Below are 19,294 nucleotides of genomic sequence, written 5' to 3' on the forward strand. Positions count from 1 at the left end.
TTAAAAGCATTTTCTATGCAACTCAGGCACACAGCAGACGTCGGGACGACATCAGTCAACTAACAGGGCAAAGTCAGGAATTGAGTATGACATCGGACGATTTGACGCCGACGACGCATGCCATCCCCGCCGAGTTCGACGACGCCATCGTCTGGGCCGCCTGGCTTTACTACGAAAACCAGCTCACCCAGAACGACATCGCCAAGATCGTTGGTGTATCGCGTGCGACAATCGTCAATTATCTGCAAGAAGCGCGGCAAAGAGGTGTGGTGCGGATTCTCATGAATTCCGAAATCCTCACCCGCACCAACATCGCTCGCAAACTGGCCGCCAAATATGGGCTGGCAGAAGCGCTCGTCATTCCAACCGACAAGTCTGTCACCACGCAAGAACGGCTGAATGCTTTGGGCGCCGGCGGCGCTCGCCTGATCGAACGGATGGTCACGCCCAGCGAGACTATCTGTGTGTCCTGGGGACGCACTGTTCTGGCTATTGCCGATGCTATTTCGCTGCCGCGTCCCGTTGAAGGCCTGACCGTGGTTCAGGTGACGGGCTCGTCGATCGGCAAACGTGAATTCTCAGCAGAGCTTTGCACATCGATCCTGGCACGCAATATCGGCGCGACAAGCATCAATATGCTTGCTCCTGCGGTTCTCAGCACTGCTGCACTCCGTGATGCGCTCATGGGCGAACCCATTCTCCAGCGCCAGTTTGAACTGATCGCCCAGTCAGACATGATCGTGTTTGGCGTCGGCGGACTAGCGGCAGAGAGCACAATGCGCGTGGCTGACGTAACCAGCGATGAGGAAATCGATGCCTATGCCAAAGAAGGCGCGGTTGCCGTTTTGATCTGCCGGTTTCTCGACCGGGACGGCAAACAGATCGTGCGCGATCTCGACCGACGGGTCATCGGCATTGAACTGGATGAACTGCGCAGCGTGCCGAGCAGACTTTGCGTGGCGGGCGGCAAACAGAAGGTCGAAGCCATACGCGCTGTTCTTGCAGGCGGCTACGCCACCCATCTGGTAACCGATGTCGAAGCTGCGGAATTGCTGTTAGCCAGTTGAACGAAGATGAAGCGAGCTGGCTACCCAGCTCGCCTGTTTTGAATCAGTGCTTGATCGGCGCACTGTTCATGAATGCCAGCGTCTCTTCGAACGAACGAATGCCTGCATCCGAACCAAGTCCGGTGGCCACCAGAGCGGCCGAAGCCTGCGCGAAGTTCAGTGCTGTTTTCAGGTCCATCTTGCGATGAAGCGCGGTGATAAACCCGGCATCGAAAGCATCGCCGCAACCCGTGGTATCGACGACTTCAATCTGGAATGCCGGCTGGCTCAGCGTCTCACCCGATGCACCCATAAAGCACACGCCGTCGCCGCCAAGCGTGAACACGCAATGTTTCACACCACGGTCGAGGAAAAAGCGGCCCGCCCCTTCAACATCCGATGTCCCGGAAATCTGACGTGCTTCTTCTATGGAGGGCATGAAATAATCGATATGGGGAAATAAAGGCGCAATAAGATCAAGTGTGCCTTCATTCGCGCCCAGCAGATCAAAAGTGGTGGTCCGTCCGCGAGCCTTGGCTTCAGCGAGCAGTTTGCGGCTTGGCTCTCCATCGAGTTTAGCCAGCAGGCCGGTGCCCCCCAGATGAACAATGGGCGGTGCCAGAACCGCATCGAGAGCGCTGTCGGCAATTTCAAAATGATCGGATGCACCGCGCGCGTGCAAGGCAGGCCGGTCTCCGTTGCGCCGGATGTTCAAAATGGTCGAAGATGTCGGCACACCTTTCAGGCGCTGCATTTCGGTTGTATCCACACCGAAGCGCTGGAGCGTTGCAATGACGAAGTCTGCCTTTTCGTCATCACCCACAGCGCCAACGGCAAGACAGTTCAAACCGAGCTTCGCGAGGTCCACAACCGTTCCCCCCGCAGTACCAGCGACCGTCAATCTGATTTCGTCAATGAACTCCACATTGCCGCCGGGCGGAATGGCATCGACCGGTCGTCCGAGGACATCAAGAATGTAGAGCCCAACGACAGAAACATCATGAGACATGAAAACCCTCCCAGATAATAACGCAAGGCCAACCCAGCGCCGCCCGGCGGCACAGGGTTGGCTTGAAGACAGTTAGCCGCGATTGCGCAGCGCAAAGATCGTACCAGCGAGCAGAATGAAGAACCCCACCACGGCCAGCTGCAAGGTGCTGGGAATGCCAACGAAGATCAGCACATTGCTAACGAGTGTTATCAGCAACACACCGAGCAGCGTCCCAACGACGGAACCCGAGCCGCCAGTGATACGCGCGCCACCCAAAACCACAGCAGCAATGATTTCCAGTTCCATTCCCGCCAGATCGAACGGATTAGCGAGCCGGTTGCTCGATACGTGAACGACACCAGCAATCCCTGCCAGCAGCCCGGCATAGGCAAAGACGAATACCCGTACACGAAAAAGGTTGATACCGAGCCGCTCGGCAATGGATGGATTGCCACCCACGGCGAAGATAGCGCGACCCATCAGCGTGCGTTCAAGGATAAACCATGTCGCTACGGCCGCGACCAACAGAACCAGCACGGTTGCGGGTAGCACCGACACCACGCCGTTTGATGCGTGGTGGGTGAAAAGAGAAGCTTTTCCAAAGGCGTCCATTGCCGCTGGAATATTCATGAACAGGGCCGTGCCAACGAAAGTCAGCAGAAAACTACGGATTACATATTGGGTGCCAATGGTAACGATCAGCGATGGAGCTTGAAGTTTCTGCACCATCACGCCGTTGAGTGCCCCAAATGCCGCTCCACCCAAGGCGGCGAGGATCAAAATGATCGTCATCGGCATCTCGGGGAACCAGTTGGTGACGATCATCGTCAGCGCATACATGACGAATGCAGCAATGGCAGTGAATGACACATCAATGCCGCCGGACGCCAGAACTACGAGAACACCCATCGCAAACAGCCCGCGCACAACAGATGCGCGCAGGATATCGACGATATTGCTCATTTGGAGAAAATCGGGATTTGCGGCTATCACGATCAGGCAAGTGGCGACCGTCAGAAGAAGCGTGAAAATTTCCGGCCTGCGCCCCATCAAATCCCACAGCCGTGTCGCAAAGCCTCGAGGTTGTGTCTGGGAAGTGGTCGCCGATACGATCTCGGTCATTGTACAACTTCCTTTGCGTTCCCAACTGCTGATGTGCTGGCCATGGATTGATAGATCGCATCCTCTGTAAGCCCGTCCGCATTATGCGTCGCAACGATGCGTCCCTGACGCATAACAATGATGCGGTCGCAGTTTTGCAGCAGTTCCGGCAGGTCATCGGAAATGATGATCACGCCCATGCCATCATCGGCAAGACGTTGAATTATACGGAAAATTGTGTCTTTCGAGCCAACATCCACGCCGACAGTTGGCCCATGCAAGATCAGCAATTGTGGATTGATAGTCAGCCAGCGACCTATCAAAACGCGCTGTTGATTACCGCCGGAAAGCGACCGCACGGGGATCGACACATCCGGGGCTACAATCTGGAGATCGGCCACGCTTTTTTCTGCCACAAGGCGCGCCTTGCGCGAAGAGATAATGCCGAGCGCATTCTTTAAACGATTAAGGATCGGAAGCGTGATGTTGTCCTGTATCGGCTTTTCCAGAAACAGCCCTTCAATCAGGCGGTCTTCGGGCACATAGCCAATCCCATATTCGATAGCTTCAGCGGTTGATTGTGGCGCGATTTCTTTGCCGTTCAGATAAATTTTGCCTGAAATCGATGGTTTGACGCCCGCAAGCGCCAGCGCCAATTCATTGCGGCCTGAATCGAGCAACCCGGTAACGCCAAGGATTTCGCCTTTCCGCAAACTGAATGAAACATCGCGAAACGTTCCTTCATCCCCGAGCTTTTCAAGCTCCAGCATTGTTTCGCCGAGTTTCGGTTCCGTGCGATAGCGTGTTTCACTGATCTCACGCCCTGTCATCCAGCGACTGAACTCCGCCTTGCTATGACCTGCAACATCGAGTTCAGCTACTTTCAACCCGTCGCGCATGATGATTGCCTTGCCACCGAGCGATTTGCATTCATCGAGCTTGTGGGTGACAAAAAGAACCGCAACGCCGTTGTTTCGAAGACGTTCAACCACACGCAGCAGATTGTCGACTTCCTGACGCGTCAGTGATGTTGTCGGTTCATCCATGATAACAAGCCGCGCCTCTGAGGCCACAGCCCGTGCAATCGCTACCAACTGACGGGTTGCAAGCGGCAACGTATCGGTTCTGCGGGTTAAAAAGGTGCGATCAGTCGGCAGATGCACTTCGCCAAGAGCCCGCTGTGCGGTTTCATAAAGCGCCGTCACATTAAGTCTGCGCGCAAGTCGTCCGCCCGCCTCGACAAGCTGCTCGGTAAAGGCGACATTTTCGGCGACCGACAGATTGGGAAGCAGCGACAAGTCCTGGTATACAGTTTCGATCCCCGCACGCAATGCGCCGATCGCGCCAAGATCGCCAGCACATTCGCCGGTCGGTTGACCGTCGATAAGCATCTGGCCTTCATCTGCGCGCTGGGCACCCGATAATATCTTGATCAGCGTGCTCTTGCCGCAGCCGTTCTCACCCATCAGATGATAGATCTGCCCCGCTTCTATAACGAGGCTGATCTCTTTGAGTGCTTTGACACCGCCAAACGACTTCTTGACGTGCCTGACTTCAAGAAAAGGGGGCGCTGAACGGGGGGTGGCAATGGTGACGTGCATGACGAATTCCTGAAATTCTCAAGACGATTTCTCCCGGGGCTGCGGTGGTGCAACACAGCCCCGGAAGCAAGCGTTGGCGCTTATGCGCGATTAGAACGGGAAGTTCTTGTAGTTCGATTTGTCGACATCGACCCAGGCCTGGCCCTGGATGATGACGCCCTTACCCGGTCCCTTGACCACAGTCATCTTCTCGTAACCCGGCACGCCAAGATTGATGCCGTCCTTGATCTCTTCTCCCTTGAGCACGAGATCAGCGACCTTGTTCATGACGTAGCCTGCGTCCTTCGGATCCCAGAAGAAGATCTGGTCAACCGCGCCGCTTTCCAGATAGGGACCAGTGTCCTTTGGAAGACCGAGCCCGTAAACGCAGGTCTTGTCCTGAAGCCCTGCTTCTTCCACCGCACGGCCGATACCAATTACGTCAATGGCGGACGAGCCTTGGAAGCCTTTGATATCCGGATACTTGCGCAGGATTTCCTTGGCTTTTTCATAGGCGCGGTTGGCGTCGTTGAAGGATTCATTCTTCTCAGCGACAAGCTGCATATCCGGGTACTTCTTGGCGTTTTCAGCGCCTGCTTCAACCCACTGGTTATGGGTCAGGCTGCCGAGAGAGCCCACAAACGAAGTCCACTTGCCGGACTTGCCCATGCACTCGGCAAGCTTTTCATTGATACGTGCACCGAAAGCCTTGTTATCGAAAGCTTCGATATCGACATCCGTATTCTTGAGGCTGTCACCTTCATGGGTGATGACCTTGATACCGCGCTGGGAAGCACGGCGCAGCACGCCTTCAAGCGACGACGGGTCCATTGGAACGACCGCAATTGCCGATACGTTCTTGGCTACAAGGTCTTCGATGATGCGGGTCTGCTGAGCGGCATCGGCTTTTGCAGGGCCGATCTGGCTGGCGCTCACATTGGGGTTGTCTTTGCCATAGGCATCGACACCTTCATTCATGCGAATGAACCAGTTTTCACCTGTGACCTTCACCACCGTCACGATGGATGGCTTGTCCTGGGCAAAGGCCGCCCCGGCCATGACGGCGCCTGCAAGCATCGTGCAGGCAGCTAGTTTGGAAATCGTGCTCATATTTCTCCTCCATTGATATAAGCAAATTGCATTCAACACTTCACACCAACGGCCTGGAGAGAACCTCCCAATTCAAGCCGATGGTGAAATCTGTTATCGCCGCTTCGGCTGCAACCAGTAACCAAGGTGCACCCGTGCTGAGGCCAAAAGGGCCAGCAGCAGAACTCCCCAGGCGAGGTCGCGGAAAAAGTTCGAGATATTCATGAAGTTGAACAGGCTGGACAGTATCTGCAGCGCAGTCGCAGACAGCAGCACACAAATGACCTTGCCATAGCCGCCCTCCGGCTTCACGCCGCCCAGAACTGCAATGAGAATTGCGATCAGCACATAAGAGCCGCCATAGTCCCATTTGACCGAGGAATTGCGCGCGGCAATGATGATGCCGGCGACCGAAGCCAGCACGCCGCAAAGCGTATAGGTCACCAGCAACATGCGCTTTTCATTGATCCCGCCATAACGGGCAGCCTTCGCATTGCTGCCAAGCAACATCAGCTTCACACCGAATGGCGTATATTTCAGCAAAAATGCCAACACGGCTGCGATGGCCAGAAACGCTGCAAAACATATGGGAACGCCGAACACTGGCATGTTGCCGAAATTATCGAGCGGTTCGATAAAACCCATGCTGAGTGCAGAGCCATTGGTCAGAAACACTGCAAAGCCAGTAAAAAGAAGCTGCGTGCCCAAGGTCGCAATCAGTGGCGTCAGCCGCGCATAGGCAATAACGACCCCGTTCAGCAGCCCACCCATGATACCGATGGCAACGGCCAGACCGGCAAAGGCCCACGCAAATAAAAGCGGCGCATCATCTGCAGAGATATAATGGCGAGCGATCAGAAAGGCGACGATGCCGGAGAAATTAGCGAGTGCGATGCCCGACAGATCGATGCCGCCATTGCCCGATATCATAGCCAACATGACGCCCAGCGCCAGAAGCCCCAGCTCAGGCACCTGCGACGCCATGGACTGCAGGTTATAGCTGTCCATAAAGGTTGCTCCGGCCAACACGGCGCCAGCAACAAGCACGGCACAGTTAATCAACGCCAGAAACAGCGTTTGCCGATCCAGACCATACAATGACACGTCGTTTCCTCCCGCAAGCGGGGCGTCTTAACACCCCAAACAAGCTCGCCGCCTCCACGGCCGATTGGCAATTTGAATATTGCCACCCTTAATTGACATTTGTCAGAATGAACTGTCGCTTGTCAACATGTTTCATGGAACCGTCATCAAAACTTTGCGACTTCAAGCCGCAAAACCCGCATCTGTGTCAGTGAGAAAATTCTATAATCGCCGTTAAAGTCGGCATGCTCGATAGCGCGAATGCACAGGCTTCCTACCTTTACGAAACTGGCCAGTTGCCAGCTTTGATATGCCTGCTATGAGTGTCGATACTATTTCGACATGTTTCCAATTGGGTCGCACCTTAAGGCTCGCAATGTGCAAGGCACGGGAATGAACGAGGATTTCGGATCGCTGGATGACGAGCTGGAACGCGCGCGCGTTGCCTGGCTCTATTTTATCGGCGGGCAAACCCAGCAGGAAATAGCGCAGCGGATGAACATCACGCGGCTCAAGGTCAATAAGATCATTGGTCATGTCCGCGAGTCTGGGCAGGTGCAAGTCAATGTAAACCTGCCACTGACCGATTGCATTGAGCTGGCCGAGAAAGTAGCGGCCCGATACGATCTCGTTGAAGCCGTCGTTGTGCCCGATCTTGACGATTATATCGAGCAAAAGCGGGTTATCGGTGAAGCCGCAGGCACTATGGCGTCGCAGCTTATTGAAGGCCGCGATATGGGTGTCGGCATCGGCTCGGGACGAAGCTTGAGTTTCGCCGTTCGCACCCTCACACTACGCCCAAAGCCGGAAAGCTGGGTTGTGGGGCTCACAGGCGGCGTCACCAGCGGTTCATCGACGAACACATTTGAAGTCGCAACGGCTTTTGCCCGTGCGCTGGGTGTTGAATGCCATTACCTGACAGCGCCGATCTATTGCGCAAATCCCGAAAGCCGCAATGCGCTTTTGCTCAACGATGAGCTGACCGATGTTCTGGCCAGAACGGAAATCGCAGATATCGGGCTTGTTTCATGCGGTCCACTGACGCAAGAAACATCACTAACACATATCCGGGTTGTCAAAGATCACCTCGATACGGTGCTGAAGCTCGGCGCCGTAGGGGAATTCATGGGCTGTTTTCTGGACGCCCAGGGCCAACCGATCGATCATTTCCTCAATGATTCAATCATTGCCCTGCCGCCGGATAAACTGAAACTCAAACCCGTCTCGGTTCTCGTTTCAGGTGGTCTCAATAAAATTCCAATCATCCGCGCAATTTTGCGCGGTGGTTATGTCAATCGGCTCGTCACCAATGAAGGTGTGGCCCGGGCCTTGTTGCAGGGGCCGCGTTAAGCGACATCTGCAACAAGCAACGCTCTACTTCTTCGTCACTACGGCCTGCAAGGCTTCCGCCATGGCGCGCAGCGTCACAAATGTCGAGGCTGCGCCGGGGTCGATATGACCGACCGAACGCTCTCCAAGTTTTGCAGAACGACCGCGACGCGATTCCATCGCAGCGGTCGATTTCATACCTGCCTCTGCGCCGTTGCGCGCGGCAACGAGGACGTCCAGTGTTGACTGCCCCTGCTTTGCGGCATCGGAAGCGGCAGCCACAGCGGGAACCCAGGCGTCGATCATGGTTTTATCGCCCGGTTCCGCACGACCACGATCACGAATGCCCTGGCAGGCAGCCGCCAGCCATTCGGCGACGCCCGTACCATCAAGGTTCAACCGGTTGCTGACCGCAGTGCCCGCGCGCAAGAATGCCGTTGCATAAAGCGGACCAGATGATGCACCAACCGCATCCAGAAATGCCTTGGCCATACGTTTGCAGATGGCTTCGATGGTTTCGTCATCCGGAGCATCTTCCAGCGCGTGCTGGACAGCCTTCCAGCCGATCTCCATCGTAATGCCGTGATCACCATCCCCGATAATACCATCCAGCTCCGACAGCCAGTTTTTCTCGGCGATGATCTGTTCGCCGACATTTGCCATCATGATCTTGAAAATGGCTGGCGTAACGTCGCCGTCCTTGATCAGTTCCCGCGGCGCATCTTGGGCAGGGTCCAGACTTTCCGCTGCGCGCTCGATCTTATGGCTGCGGCTTGCAAGACGTTCCTTCGGTTGCACGGCACCGACCGTCAAGGCAGGCGTATGACATGGATGGTCAAGAAGCCCCTGCAATGTATCATCCAGCTTCATCAGCGTGATGGAAGCGCCAGCCATTTCGAGTGACGTTGCATATTCCCCTACCCAGGACGCATGGATGCTCACACCCTTACCATCAAGCAATTGCTTGACACGGCGGAACACCAGATAGAGTTCTATCTGGGATGTTGCACCAAGGCCGTTGACCAAAACAGCAACGCGGCCACCGCTCTTGAGAGCCAGCTCGCTCAGGATGGATGCCATCAGTTCGTCGGTAACGGCATCGGCAGGTGCGAGTTTTTCGCGTCGGATGCCCGGCTCGCCGTGCAAACCCATGCCGATTTCCATATCCTCGTCGCCGATTGTGAAATTCGGCTTGCCAGTTTGCGGCAAAGAACACGGGCTAAGCGCCACGCCCATTGAGCGCGTCGCCTCATTGGCAGCCTGCGCAAGCGCTTCGACGCGCGCAAGAGGTTCGCCAAGATCGGCAGCGGCACCCGCAACTTTGAATACGAAAAAATCACCGGCAATGCCGCGACGTTCCGTTTTACGCTCCAGCGGTGCGGAGGCCACATCGTCGGCCACAGCTACATGCCGCACTTCCATGCCGCTTTGCGCCAGTTCTTCTGCAGCCATGGTGAAATTCAAAACATCGCCGGTGTAATTCCCATACAGCATGAGAACGCCAACACCACCATCAGCCGCGCGCGCCGCTTCAGCAATATGCGACGGCGACGGCGAAGCAAAAACATTGCCGACAGCCGCAGCATCGGCCAAACCGCGCCCGACATAGCCCGCGAAGGCTGGCTCATGTCCCGAGCCGCCGCCAACGACGATACCGACCTTGCCGTCACGCGGACCGTCGACTGCCACCACGGCGCGACCGGTCTCGCCCTCGACACGCAACATGTCGGGATGAGCACCGACCATGCCTTCGATCAATTCAGCAATAATGTTTTCCGGCGCGTTTATAAGCTTTTTGGTTCTAACCTGTTCATTCATGTTCATATCTCTCATAAAATGTCAGCGGCGGATTTAGTTGGCATCGCGTCGCAGATAGCGTCGCGAGATTGCGTCAAAGGAAATGGCAAGAACCACAATCGCACCGGATACAATCCCCTGCCAATAGGGCGAGACGCCAAACAGCACGATGATGTTTTCGATGATGGCGATGATGCCCGCGCCGAGGATCGCACCTATCGGGCTGCCTATACCGCCAGTCGTTGCCACACCACCAATGACCGATGCCGCAATCGGAGCAAGAACCCAGCTATCACCGATGGAGGGTTGCGCTGTTCCCAGACGCGCCACCATCAAGACGCCAGCCAGCGCTGCGATAGCACCTGCCGCCACGAAGACCAGAAGACGAACACGATTGACGCGGATACCCAGCATGCGCGCACCATCGCGATTGTTGCCGATCGCGTACATATAGCGGCCAAAAGGCGTCTTCAGCATCACGAAGGTTGCAACTAGAAGTGCGACAATCATCACGAGAAACGGCACCGGAACTCCGAAAACATCGCCGCGTCCCAGAAACTGCACGTCACGCGGAATACCGGTAATCGCAACGCCGCGCGTCAGCACCAGATTGGCGCCGCCGAAAATTCCCGCCGTACCGATGGTGAGAACCAGCGAATGCAATCCAAGCACGGTTACCAGCAAGCCATTAAGCAGGCCAAGGAAAGCACCGAGGCAAAGCGCCAGAAGCATGGCGGTATAGGGTTCAATGCCCAACTTGACCATCAGAATACCGGACGCAACGCCGCACAGGCCGCCGATGACGCCAAGCGACAGATCAAGTTCACCCAGAACCATGAGCATGGACTGCGCTATGGTGATAAGACCAACAAATGCCAATCCGCGCGCGACGACCGAAAGGTTGTACGGGGTAAGAAAATAGGGCGAAATCACTGCTGAAAGGACGAAAATCACCAACAGAGCAAAGAACACTCCAGCAAGCGGCGTGCGTATCAGATTGGAAAGCGGTTTAGTTTGCATCGGCTGTCACCTCTGTTCCAAAGATCGCGCCTACGAGTGTTTCGTTGTTGGTTTCTGCGGCGTCGTATTCGCCGGTGATGCGGCCATTATGCATAGTGACGATACGGCTTGCGCATTTCTTGAGTTCGTTCAGCTCCGAGGAAACCAGGATGACGCCGACGCCCTCTTCAGCCAGATTTTTCATGATCCGGTAGATTTCGGTTTTGGTGCGGATATCGATGCCCTTGGTGGGTTCGTCAAAGATCAGCACACGCGGTCGCGTCGCCATGGCGCGCCCTATGATTGCCTTTTGCTGGTTGCCACCTGATAGTTGCGATATGCGCTTGCCCATGCCTGAGGTGCGAATACCGTAATCGTCTATGATTTTCTGGACGATATTGCGCTCACGCCGGTTGTTGATGCCCATCGCACCGCTGGTCAGTGAAAGCACGGACAGGCCGATATTCTCGCGCAACGAGAGCAGCGGAAAAATTCCGTGATGCTTACGCTCTTCCGACAGATAGAGCATACCGCCATCCACAGAACGAGACGTATCGTTCAACGCCCAGTCCTTGCCTTCGACCTTCACGCTGCCTGCACGAGCATTGAGAAAGCCGAAGATGGTTTGCATGACTTCCGAACGACCAGCGCCGACGAGGCCGGCAAAGCCCAATATCTCGCCCTTGCGAAGATCGAAGCTGACCTCTTCAAAGCGTGAACCCGACAGCCCACGAACTTCCATGATTGGCGCACCAATCGGACCGGCAGGCCGGAAATGCTCATCCAGCGCGAGATCACGGCCCGACATGGCGCGGATAAGATCGGCCTCTGTCACATCGCTTATCTTGCCGCTTTCAATCTTCCTGCCATTGCGAAGAACCGTATAGTCGTCACCGATCTGGAAAACCTCGTCCATCTTGTGACTGATGAAAACGATAGCATGGTCGCGATCAAGTAGACCGCGAATGACCTTGAAAACGCGCTCCACCTCGACGCGCGTCAGTGACGATGTCGGCTCATCCAGAATGAGGACCTTCATCTGCGAATTGGTGCAGGCGCGCGCGATTTGCAAAAGCTGCTGGTCGGACACCGATATATTGGCGACCAGCTGATGCGGATGCGCTTCGATGCCAAATCGATCCAAATAGGTTTTGGCCTCTTCCATCAACGCGGTGCGATTGACCAGAAAACCGCCATGACCTGTCCGGCTGAATGGCATGAACAGGTTTTCGGCCACGCTCATCTGCGGAAACAACGTCAGTTCCTGCGGAACATAAGCAACGTTCTTGAAAAGCGCAGGATCGGACACAGGATCGCGCCCGTCGATCAAAACCTGACCGCGCGATGCGTGATCGGTCCCCGTCAATATTTTGACGAGGGTCGATTTACCTGCACCGTTCTCGCCAGCGAGAATATGAGTGCGCCCGAGCTCAATTTTGAGATCGACGTCATCCAAAGCGGTTACGCCAGGGAAATCCCTGCCGAGGCCACGTGTTTCAAGATAAGCCATAAGGACATCCTGGACTGCATTGGATAAAGTGAGCGCGGAGAAACTCCGCGCCCCTGTAGCGTGATCGGTGAGATCAGTTACCTACGTTTTCTTTGGTCAGGAATGCGTTGCCGGTATCGATATAACCCGGCACCGGAGCGCCGGTTGCCTGCGCCCAGAGCATCATGACCGACCAATAGCCCTGCAGTTCCGGCTGCGACGCCGAGGAGCTATCGGCAACGCCATTGCGGATCATGTCCAGCATTTCCGGCAGGTTGTCGAGGCCGACGAGTGTGACCTTGCCCTGCTTGCCAGCTTCTACAATAGCCTGACCGATCCCGATCGGACCCGCGGCATCCGATGCGACCCAACCCTTCAGATTTGGGTTGGCCTGCATGATTGCAGCGGCCTGCTGCTGAGCTGTTTCAATGCTGTCATTGTCGATGCCTTCGGCAACGACCTTGATGCCCGGATGCTCGGCGAAGACCTGACGATGACAATCGGCACGGATTGAATGATTTGGCGCCGTCGGCACACCCATCATGATCGCGACCTCGCCTTCACCGCCAAGCACCTCGACCAGACGGCGCGCGGCAATCTTGGCCTGCTCGCAGAAGTCGGAACCGATATGCGTAATTGCCATGCCTTCCGGCGGAACGGAATCGAACAGCACGAGCGGAATTTTCTGGCCCTGCGCTTCTTCAAGCGATGCACGATTGCCAGAAGGATCGAGCAAATCGAGCGCCAAACCATCGGGACGCGTTGCCAAGGCACTGTCGATGATCTGGTTCTGCTGAACGACATCCGCACTTTGCGGTGCCGAATAGACGATTTCAACATTCGCGCCGGTCTGCGCCTTGAGCGCTGCAGCAGCCTGCTGCGCGCCGTCATTCACCTTGTCGAACCAGGGATGGACGACCTTCGGCACGATAACGAAGCGATAACTATCCTTCTTCGTCGTTCCCGGCGCATCCTGCGCAATCGCGACGGTAGGCAATGCAAAGGCGGCAAGCGCCAGCAAAGTAGCGAATTTTTTCATTAGATTCCTCCCTAAGCAAAATCAGGCCAGGCAACCTCACCTGCCCGCAAGTCGATGTGCGAAACTCCATGGTTCCCATTTCGCACAACATGATCCTCCGATCATTTACAACTGTATTCTGAAAATTACAAGAGTTTAAGGCGCTGCTCGTTGCCCCTCAAATTGGGTATTCACTGCTTTGATCACTTCAGTGCATTCGCAATCCACACCTTCAGCCGAATAGAATTTAGGCAACCGATTGTTTTCATTGATCTCTTCGAGAGCGCATAATTGAGCGCTCATCTCTGCAGTCATCGCCTCAAATTTCGCCTGATTGACATATGTCGAGCTGTGTCTGAATAATGTAAAGTAGAGGAGGTGATTGCGCTCCGGCTCTGGCGATTGTCAGGCTTGAGGTTGCGACTGTTCTTCACGCCTTACCCGGACTGTTATCATCAGCTGCGATTTACGGATCGTAGGCGATTAAAAAATTCAGAGCTTGGCGCTCTATCATCTGACTGGAGGTCGTATGCAGCGCTTTATCAACAATCCCGACGAAGTCGTTGAGGACACCGTAAAGGGTTTTGTCAAAGCCCATTGTGACATTGTGCGCCTTGCTGAAAACCCGCGTGTCATTGCATCCAAGGATGCGCCCATCGCTGGCAAGGTCGGCGTCGTGACCGGCGGCGGATCGGGCCATGAACCGGCATTCATCGGATATACCGGCAAGAACATGCTCGACGCCGTGGCAGTCGGAGAATTGTTCTCATCGCCAACAGCCAAGAGCTTCCACGACGCCATTCGTGAATCGAATGGCGGAAAAGGCGTTGTGGTTCTCTACGGCAACTATGCCGGTGACAACATGAACGTCAAAATGGCGGCAAAGCTCGCGTCAAAAGACGGCATCGAAATTGCCACCGTCGTTGCCAATGACGATGTCTGCTCCGCGCCCGCCGACGAACGGGAAAAGCGTCGCGGTGTAGCGGGCGAAATCTTCATGTGGAAAATCGGCGGCGCCAAAGCCGCATCTGGCGCAACGCTGGAAGAAGTGCGCGCAACAGCGCAAAGAGCAATCGACAATTGCCGGTCTATCGGCGTCGGTCTTGGTCCCTGCACTCTGCCAGCTGTCGGCCACCCGAATTTCGAGATTACACCGGGCACAATGGAAGTCGGCATCGGCCATCACGGTGAACCCGGCGTTCGTGTCGAACAGCTCAAGACAGCAGACGCGATAGCCAGAGATATGTGCCAGATTGTTCTCGACGATCACAATCTTGCCGAAGGCACAGAAGTCGCTGTTCTTGTATCCGGCCTTGGCGCTACCCCGCTCAATGAGCTTTATATTCTCAATGATACGATCGAGACGGAAATCACCGCACGCGGCTTGAAAATCCACCGCACCTATATCGGTAATTACTTCACCTCACTCGAGATGGTCGGCGCAACACTGACGATCATGGCGCTCGACGATGAGCTGAAGCAACTGCTCAATGTCGAAGTGCGTTGCACAACCATTCTGTAAGGAGAAAGCCGTGCAGACCCTGAACAATGCAAAGGCCGGCGACATTGTGCTCACCATGGCCGAACGGATCGTGGAAAACCGCGCCTATCTCAGCGAGATCGACGGCAAGATTGGTGATGGCGACCATGGTGTCAACATGGCCAAGGGCTTCAACATGGCTGCCGAACGATTGAAGGGCAAAAGCGAAACGCTCGCTGCCTCGCTCGATACGCTTGGAACCGTTCTTCTGACTGAAATTGGCGGTTCGATGGGACCGCTTTACGGCGTGATGTTCACTGAATTTGCGGAGAAGATCGACGGCGTGGAAGAAATCGATCCGGCCACGTTCAGCCGCATGCTGCACGCCGGTCTGGAAGGTACTCAGTCCATCGGCGCGGCGAAAGTCGGCGACAAGACGCTGCTGGACACACTGGTCCCAGCCATTGAGGCATTCGATGATGCGAATGCTTCAGGAGTGTCTTTTTCCGACGCGCTTGATGCCCTCGTACAGGCAGCCGAAAAAGGGCGCGATTCCACCATCGATCTCGTGGCCAAAGTGGGCAGAGCAAGCCGTCTCGGTGAGAGATCATTGGGTGTGCTCGATGCAGGAGCGACATCATGCGCGATCATCTTGAAAGAGCTGGCGCAGGGCGCACGTGAACGTCTGCATTAGCTGTATCGAGAAAGTGGGTGGTCCGTTTGCCTTAACAAGCGGATCATCCTTCCTCTTTCAGAAGGCACAACGATACCGAAAAAAACAGCAAGAGGATCGTTGCAGACAAATGGCGCCAAAAGGAAGAACATCGACCAGCAAAACAGGTCAGACAGAACCAGCCGACGCGATCCCTCTTCGATACGGCGACGACCCTCATGTGTGGGCGTGCTGGCTTTATTACGAAGACGGTCGCACACAAGGCGAGATTGCCGAAATCATGGGCGTCTCGCGTGCGACTGTTAACAATTACCTTGCGGATGCGCGTCATCGCGGCATCGTCAACATCTCAATCGAGCCATCGCGGCTTTCCTCTCTCACCATAGCCCGGGAACTGAAGCGCCATTTCCGTTTGACCGACTGTCTTGTGGTGCCAAATGACGATGGAAGTCGTGCACTCATCGACCGGCTCGGGGCGGCAGGCGGTCAGGCAATCGCTAGACTACTGAAATCCGGCGATACGCTTGCTGTTGCGTGGGGACGCACCATACTGGCGATTGCGCAAAACACGCATGTTTCCAATCGGCAGGACGTCACTATTGTGCAGGCCACTGGTGGCATGCGATCAAGCTTCGACTACACGCCCGAATTATGCGCCGCAGCGCTTGCGCGTGCGACAAACGCACGCCTTATCACCATAACAGCCCCGGCAATCGTGACCAGCGCCGAAGTTAAGGCAGCGATTGTTGGCGAGCCATTCATAGCAGAGCAATTCGAGGCATTAGCGCGCGCCAACAAGGCGCTTTTCGGCATCTCGTCGGTGAGACCCAATTCGACACTCCACGCGAGCGGCTTTTTCGAAGATATGGCTATTCAGGCCTACATGGCCAAGAATGCGGTGGGTGTCATGGCGGGACGCTTCATCGATGCGTACGGCCAACCCATTTCCGGCCCGCTTGATGAAAGAACCATCGGCATCAGCCTCGATATGCTGCGCAGCATAGAAATGCGCATCGCGGTAGCAGGCGGCTTCGACAAGGTGCCCGCCATACTCGCCGCCTTGCGCGGCGGCTATATCACTGTTCTGATCACTGATGCTGCGACGGGGCGCGGTATTCTAAACGCGGATGGTGCTAGCGATATCGACGACAGGCTTTCCCGCAGGCCGCGTCTTGAAGCGACGACATCCACGACTGGAGAGACGCGCCGTCACATCAAAAAATTCCTGAATAATCCCGATAATGTGGTTGAAGAAATGCTGGATGGCGTCATCAAGGCACATTCATCCTACATCGTACCGATTGAGGGCTCCAAACGCGCACTCATGGCCAAAACGGGACCGCGGTCAGGTAAGGTTGGCCTCGTGATCGGCGGCGGCGCAGGGCATGAGCCTTGTTTTGTGGGATATGTCGGCAAGGGCCTTGCAGATGCGGTCGCAATCGGCAACGTCTTTTCATCTCCGCCACCTGCACAGATCCTGAAATGCGCCAAGGCTGCATCAGGCGGAAAAGGTGTGCTTTTCCTCTATGGAAATTATGTCGGCGATGTCATGAACTTCGAGATGGCTGCCGAACTTGCACAGGACGCAAACATTCCAACGCGAACCGTTGTAACGACAGACGATATATCCTCGTCCCCGATAGAAGACAGAGATGGCCGCCGTGGGGTGGCGGGCAATTTCTTTGTTTTCAAAATGGCGGGCGCTGCTTGTGATCGTGGCCTGTCACTCGATGCATGCGAAGCCGTAACCCGCAAAGCCAACCGGCGAACCTACACAATGGGTGTCGCACTGGAAGCCTGCTCTCTCCCCCAGATCGGGCATCGAAATTTCGAGATTGGTGTGGACGAGATGGAGTTTGGCATAGGGATTCACGGGGAACGAGGCGTTCTGCGTGAAAAACTGTTGCTCGCCGATGAAATTGTCGACCGGATTATGGACAGGATATTTTCAGAGATGAAAACGTCTCCCGGTGATCATGTGGCAGTCCTCATCAATTCCTTCGGTTCGACACCCCTCGTAGAGCTATACGTTTTGTTTCGACGCGTCGAGCAGCGCTTGAGTGCGAAAAAGGTGGTGATTGCTGCAAGCTGGATCGGCCACTACTGCACATCATTGGATATGAATGGCGCATCGATCTCTATTCTGCATCTCGATCAAGAGCTATCCGACCTTCTTTCCCATCCATGTGACACGCCTTTTCTCAAGATCGGCCAGATCAGTTAGCGGCCAAAGCGGCGTGTTTTCGAAACTGGCGATGTGCCCAAACGTTGGCTTTCATGGAGCCAACTCGTCAAACAATGGCCCCAAGCCGTCACAGCGAAAAAGTACGGCGACGGCTTTTCAGGGCCGTTATCTCAGCGGATTGGTGTTGGTTGTTGATTGCCACTGAGAACTGACCCAAGCGGGGTTGCGGACAAAAACTTGGACTGATTTTACGTCACAAAGCCAAGACTGTTTCGATATTCGATTGGGCTTCGTGCGCCAAGTGACATTTTGATCCGCTTCTCGTTGTACCATCGAATGTAGCCATCGACTTCCTTGATAAACTGCTCAATTGTGGTGGTCTTCCAATCACAGGGGGGTAGAAGAGTTCTGTTTTCAGTCTTCCGAAGAAGCCTTCGCATGCAGCGTTATCTGGGGAACACGCCTTGCGGGACATTGAGCGCACCAGCTTCGCATCACTAATCCTCGATAGCCAACCCGGCCAGCGATAGTGTGCACCCCGATCAGAATGCACTATTGGCCGTTTATCTACGTCGCTCACAGTTTCGATGGCGGCATCGAGCATCGTGTTGACCAATTGCGCATCTGGTCTCACTCCGATAGACCAGCTGATGACCAAACCATCGAAGCAGTCGATGATGGGCGAGAGATACACCTTGCCAGCCGGGATATGGAATTCAGTGATATCGGTCAGCCATTTCTCATTTGGGGCTGAGGCCTGGAAGTCGCGATTAATAAGGTTCTCGGGTGCCGGACTAATTTCTCCGAGATAAGAGCGATATCGCCGCCGCTTTGGCCTGGCAACGATCAGGTTCTCCTGTTTCATCAAGCGCTGCACAACCTTCTCTGAGATTGTAACGGATTGTTTGGCTAATGACGCCAGTAGCCTGCGGTAGCCATAGCATCGACGGTTGGCTTCGAAAATTTCGGTGATGTTTTGACGAATAGTGAGGTACTTGTAGGTAATCCTCATGCGAGTTCGATGGTAAAAATATGAGCTGCGCGCCAATCCCAACTGAGTAAGCAGATCAGGGAATTGATAAAGATCTTTTAGGGCGCCAACCAACAGCGTTTTCTCCCGATTACTCAGAAGTTGCAGATCGACGCCCAGGTCTTTTTTTATAAGTTCGGTCGCTTTCTTCAAAAGGTCGTGCTCAAGCTGCAGTTTCTGAATATCGTGCTGCAGTGTTTCGAGCTGGCGCTCTAGGTCACATACCCATAAAATAGTTTTCGGTTTGAATGGTTTGTGATTCACTGTCTCCATCGATTTGGAGGCAGTGATGGCGCGCTTTGATTTAATAGATTTCGAATGGTCGGTGATTGAACCGCTTCTTCCGACCAAAGTGCGCGGTAAGGCCCGCGTTGACGATCGGCGCGTTTTGAACGGTATATTCT

At 55.0% G+C, this 19,294-nt stretch carries 14 protein-coding genes and 1 pseudogene; 5 read left to right on the top strand and 10 right to left on the bottom strand.

Annotation, left to right across the window (positions count from 1 at the left end):
* The first annotated feature begins 86 nt into the window (after nt 1-86).
* On the top strand, nt 87-1,067 hold the full coding sequence (locus QBD01_RS22735) for a sugar-binding transcriptional regulator (RefSeq protein ID WP_280994644.1): 981 nt from the start codon (nt 87-89) through the stop codon (nt 1,065-1,067).
* A gap of 43 nt (nt 1,068-1,110) precedes the next feature.
* Here QBD01_RS22735 and QBD01_RS22740 read toward each other — a convergent pair whose 3' ends face one another.
* The 5 genes from QBD01_RS22740 to QBD01_RS22760 form a co-directional block, all read right to left on the bottom strand.
* On the bottom strand, nt 1,111-2,055 hold the full coding sequence (locus QBD01_RS22740) for a sugar kinase (RefSeq protein WP_280994645.1): 945 nt from the start codon (nt 2,053-2,055) through the stop codon (nt 1,111-1,113).
* Between the two features lie 72 nt (nt 2,056-2,127).
* Nucleotides 2,128-3,159: an ABC transporter permease gene (locus QBD01_RS22745; RefSeq protein WP_280994646.1), complete on the bottom strand. Its 1,032-nt coding sequence runs from the start codon at nt 3,157-3,159 to the stop codon at nt 2,128-2,130.
* Nucleotides 3,156-4,739, bottom strand: coding sequence for a sugar ABC transporter ATP-binding protein (locus tag QBD01_RS22750; protein ID WP_280994647.1), 1,584 nt, complete (start codon nt 4,737-4,739; stop codon nt 3,156-3,158). The genes QBD01_RS22745 and QBD01_RS22750 overlap by 4 nt, the downstream gene beginning before the upstream one ends.
* Nucleotides 4,740-4,829: 90 nt before the next feature.
* Nucleotides 4,830-5,828 carry an autoinducer 2 ABC transporter substrate-binding protein gene (locus QBD01_RS22755; RefSeq protein ID WP_280994648.1) on the bottom strand — a complete coding sequence of 333 codons (999 nt, stop codon included), beginning with the start codon at nt 5,826-5,828 and terminating at the stop codon, nt 4,830-4,832.
* 93 nt (nt 5,829-5,921) lie between these two features.
* On the bottom strand, nt 5,922-6,911 hold the full coding sequence (locus QBD01_RS22760; RefSeq protein ID WP_392391467.1) for an ABC transporter permease: 990 nt from the start codon (nt 6,909-6,911) through the stop codon (nt 5,922-5,924).
* Between the two features lie 372 nt (nt 6,912-7,283).
* Here QBD01_RS22760 and QBD01_RS22765 point away from each other — a divergent pair, with 372 nt between their 5' ends.
* A complete protein-coding gene (locus tag QBD01_RS22765; RefSeq protein ID WP_280994649.1) occupies nt 7,284-8,240 on the top strand; it encodes a sugar-binding domain-containing protein in 957 nt (318 codons plus the stop codon).
* 24 nt (nt 8,241-8,264) lie between these two features.
* On the opposite strand, the gene dhaL (QBD01_RS22770) is transcribed toward QBD01_RS22765, so the two are convergent.
* From dhaL (QBD01_RS22770) to QBD01_RS22785, 4 genes are all read right to left on the bottom strand, one after another.
* Nucleotides 8,265-10,037 carry a dihydroxyacetone kinase subunit DhaL gene (gene dhaL, locus QBD01_RS22770; protein WP_280994650.1) on the bottom strand — a complete coding sequence of 591 codons (1,773 nt, stop codon included), beginning with the start codon at nt 10,035-10,037 and terminating at the stop codon, nt 8,265-8,267.
* Nucleotides 10,038-10,070: 33 nt separating this feature from the next.
* Entirely contained in the window at nt 10,071-11,036 is a 966-nt protein-coding gene (locus tag QBD01_RS22775) for an ABC transporter permease (protein WP_280994651.1), read from the bottom strand.
* Nucleotides 11,026-12,525, bottom strand: a complete 1,500-nt coding sequence (locus QBD01_RS22780; protein WP_280994652.1) for a sugar ABC transporter ATP-binding protein — start codon at nt 12,523-12,525, stop codon at nt 11,026-11,028. The genes QBD01_RS22775 and QBD01_RS22780 overlap by 11 nt, the downstream gene beginning before the upstream one ends.
* Before the next feature lie 73 nt (nt 12,526-12,598).
* Nucleotides 12,599-13,543, bottom strand: a complete 945-nt coding sequence (locus QBD01_RS22785) for a substrate-binding domain-containing protein (protein ID WP_182522485.1) — start codon at nt 13,541-13,543, stop codon at nt 12,599-12,601.
* A 508-nt stretch (nt 13,544-14,051) separates the two neighbouring features.
* Here QBD01_RS22785 and QBD01_RS22790 point away from each other — a divergent pair.
* From QBD01_RS22790 to QBD01_RS22800, 3 genes are all read left to right on the top strand, one after another.
* On the top strand, nt 14,052-15,044 hold the full coding sequence (locus QBD01_RS22790; RefSeq protein WP_280994653.1) for a dihydroxyacetone kinase subunit DhaK: 993 nt from the start codon (nt 14,052-14,054) through the stop codon (nt 15,042-15,044).
* Nucleotides 15,045-15,054: 10 nt separating this feature from the next.
* Nucleotides 15,055-15,696, top strand: coding sequence for a dihydroxyacetone kinase subunit DhaL (gene dhaL, locus QBD01_RS22795; protein ID WP_182522483.1), 642 nt, complete (start codon nt 15,055-15,057; stop codon nt 15,694-15,696).
* 109 nt (nt 15,697-15,805) lie between these two features.
* Entirely contained in the window at nt 15,806-17,899 is a 2,094-nt protein-coding gene (locus QBD01_RS22800) for a bifunctional sugar-binding transcriptional regulator/dihydroxyacetone kinase subunit DhaK (RefSeq protein ID WP_280994654.1), read from the top strand.
* A gap of 209 nt (nt 17,900-18,108) precedes the next feature.
* Here the strand turns inward: QBD01_RS22800 and QBD01_RS22805 are convergent.
* Nucleotides 18,109-19,294: pseudogene (locus tag QBD01_RS22805) on the bottom strand (IS3 family transposase); the annotation flags it as partial.

The organism is Ochrobactrum sp. 19YEA23 (assembly GCF_029909865.1).
Taxonomy (GTDB): domain Bacteria; phylum Pseudomonadota; class Alphaproteobacteria; order Rhizobiales; family Rhizobiaceae; genus Brucella; species Brucella gambitense.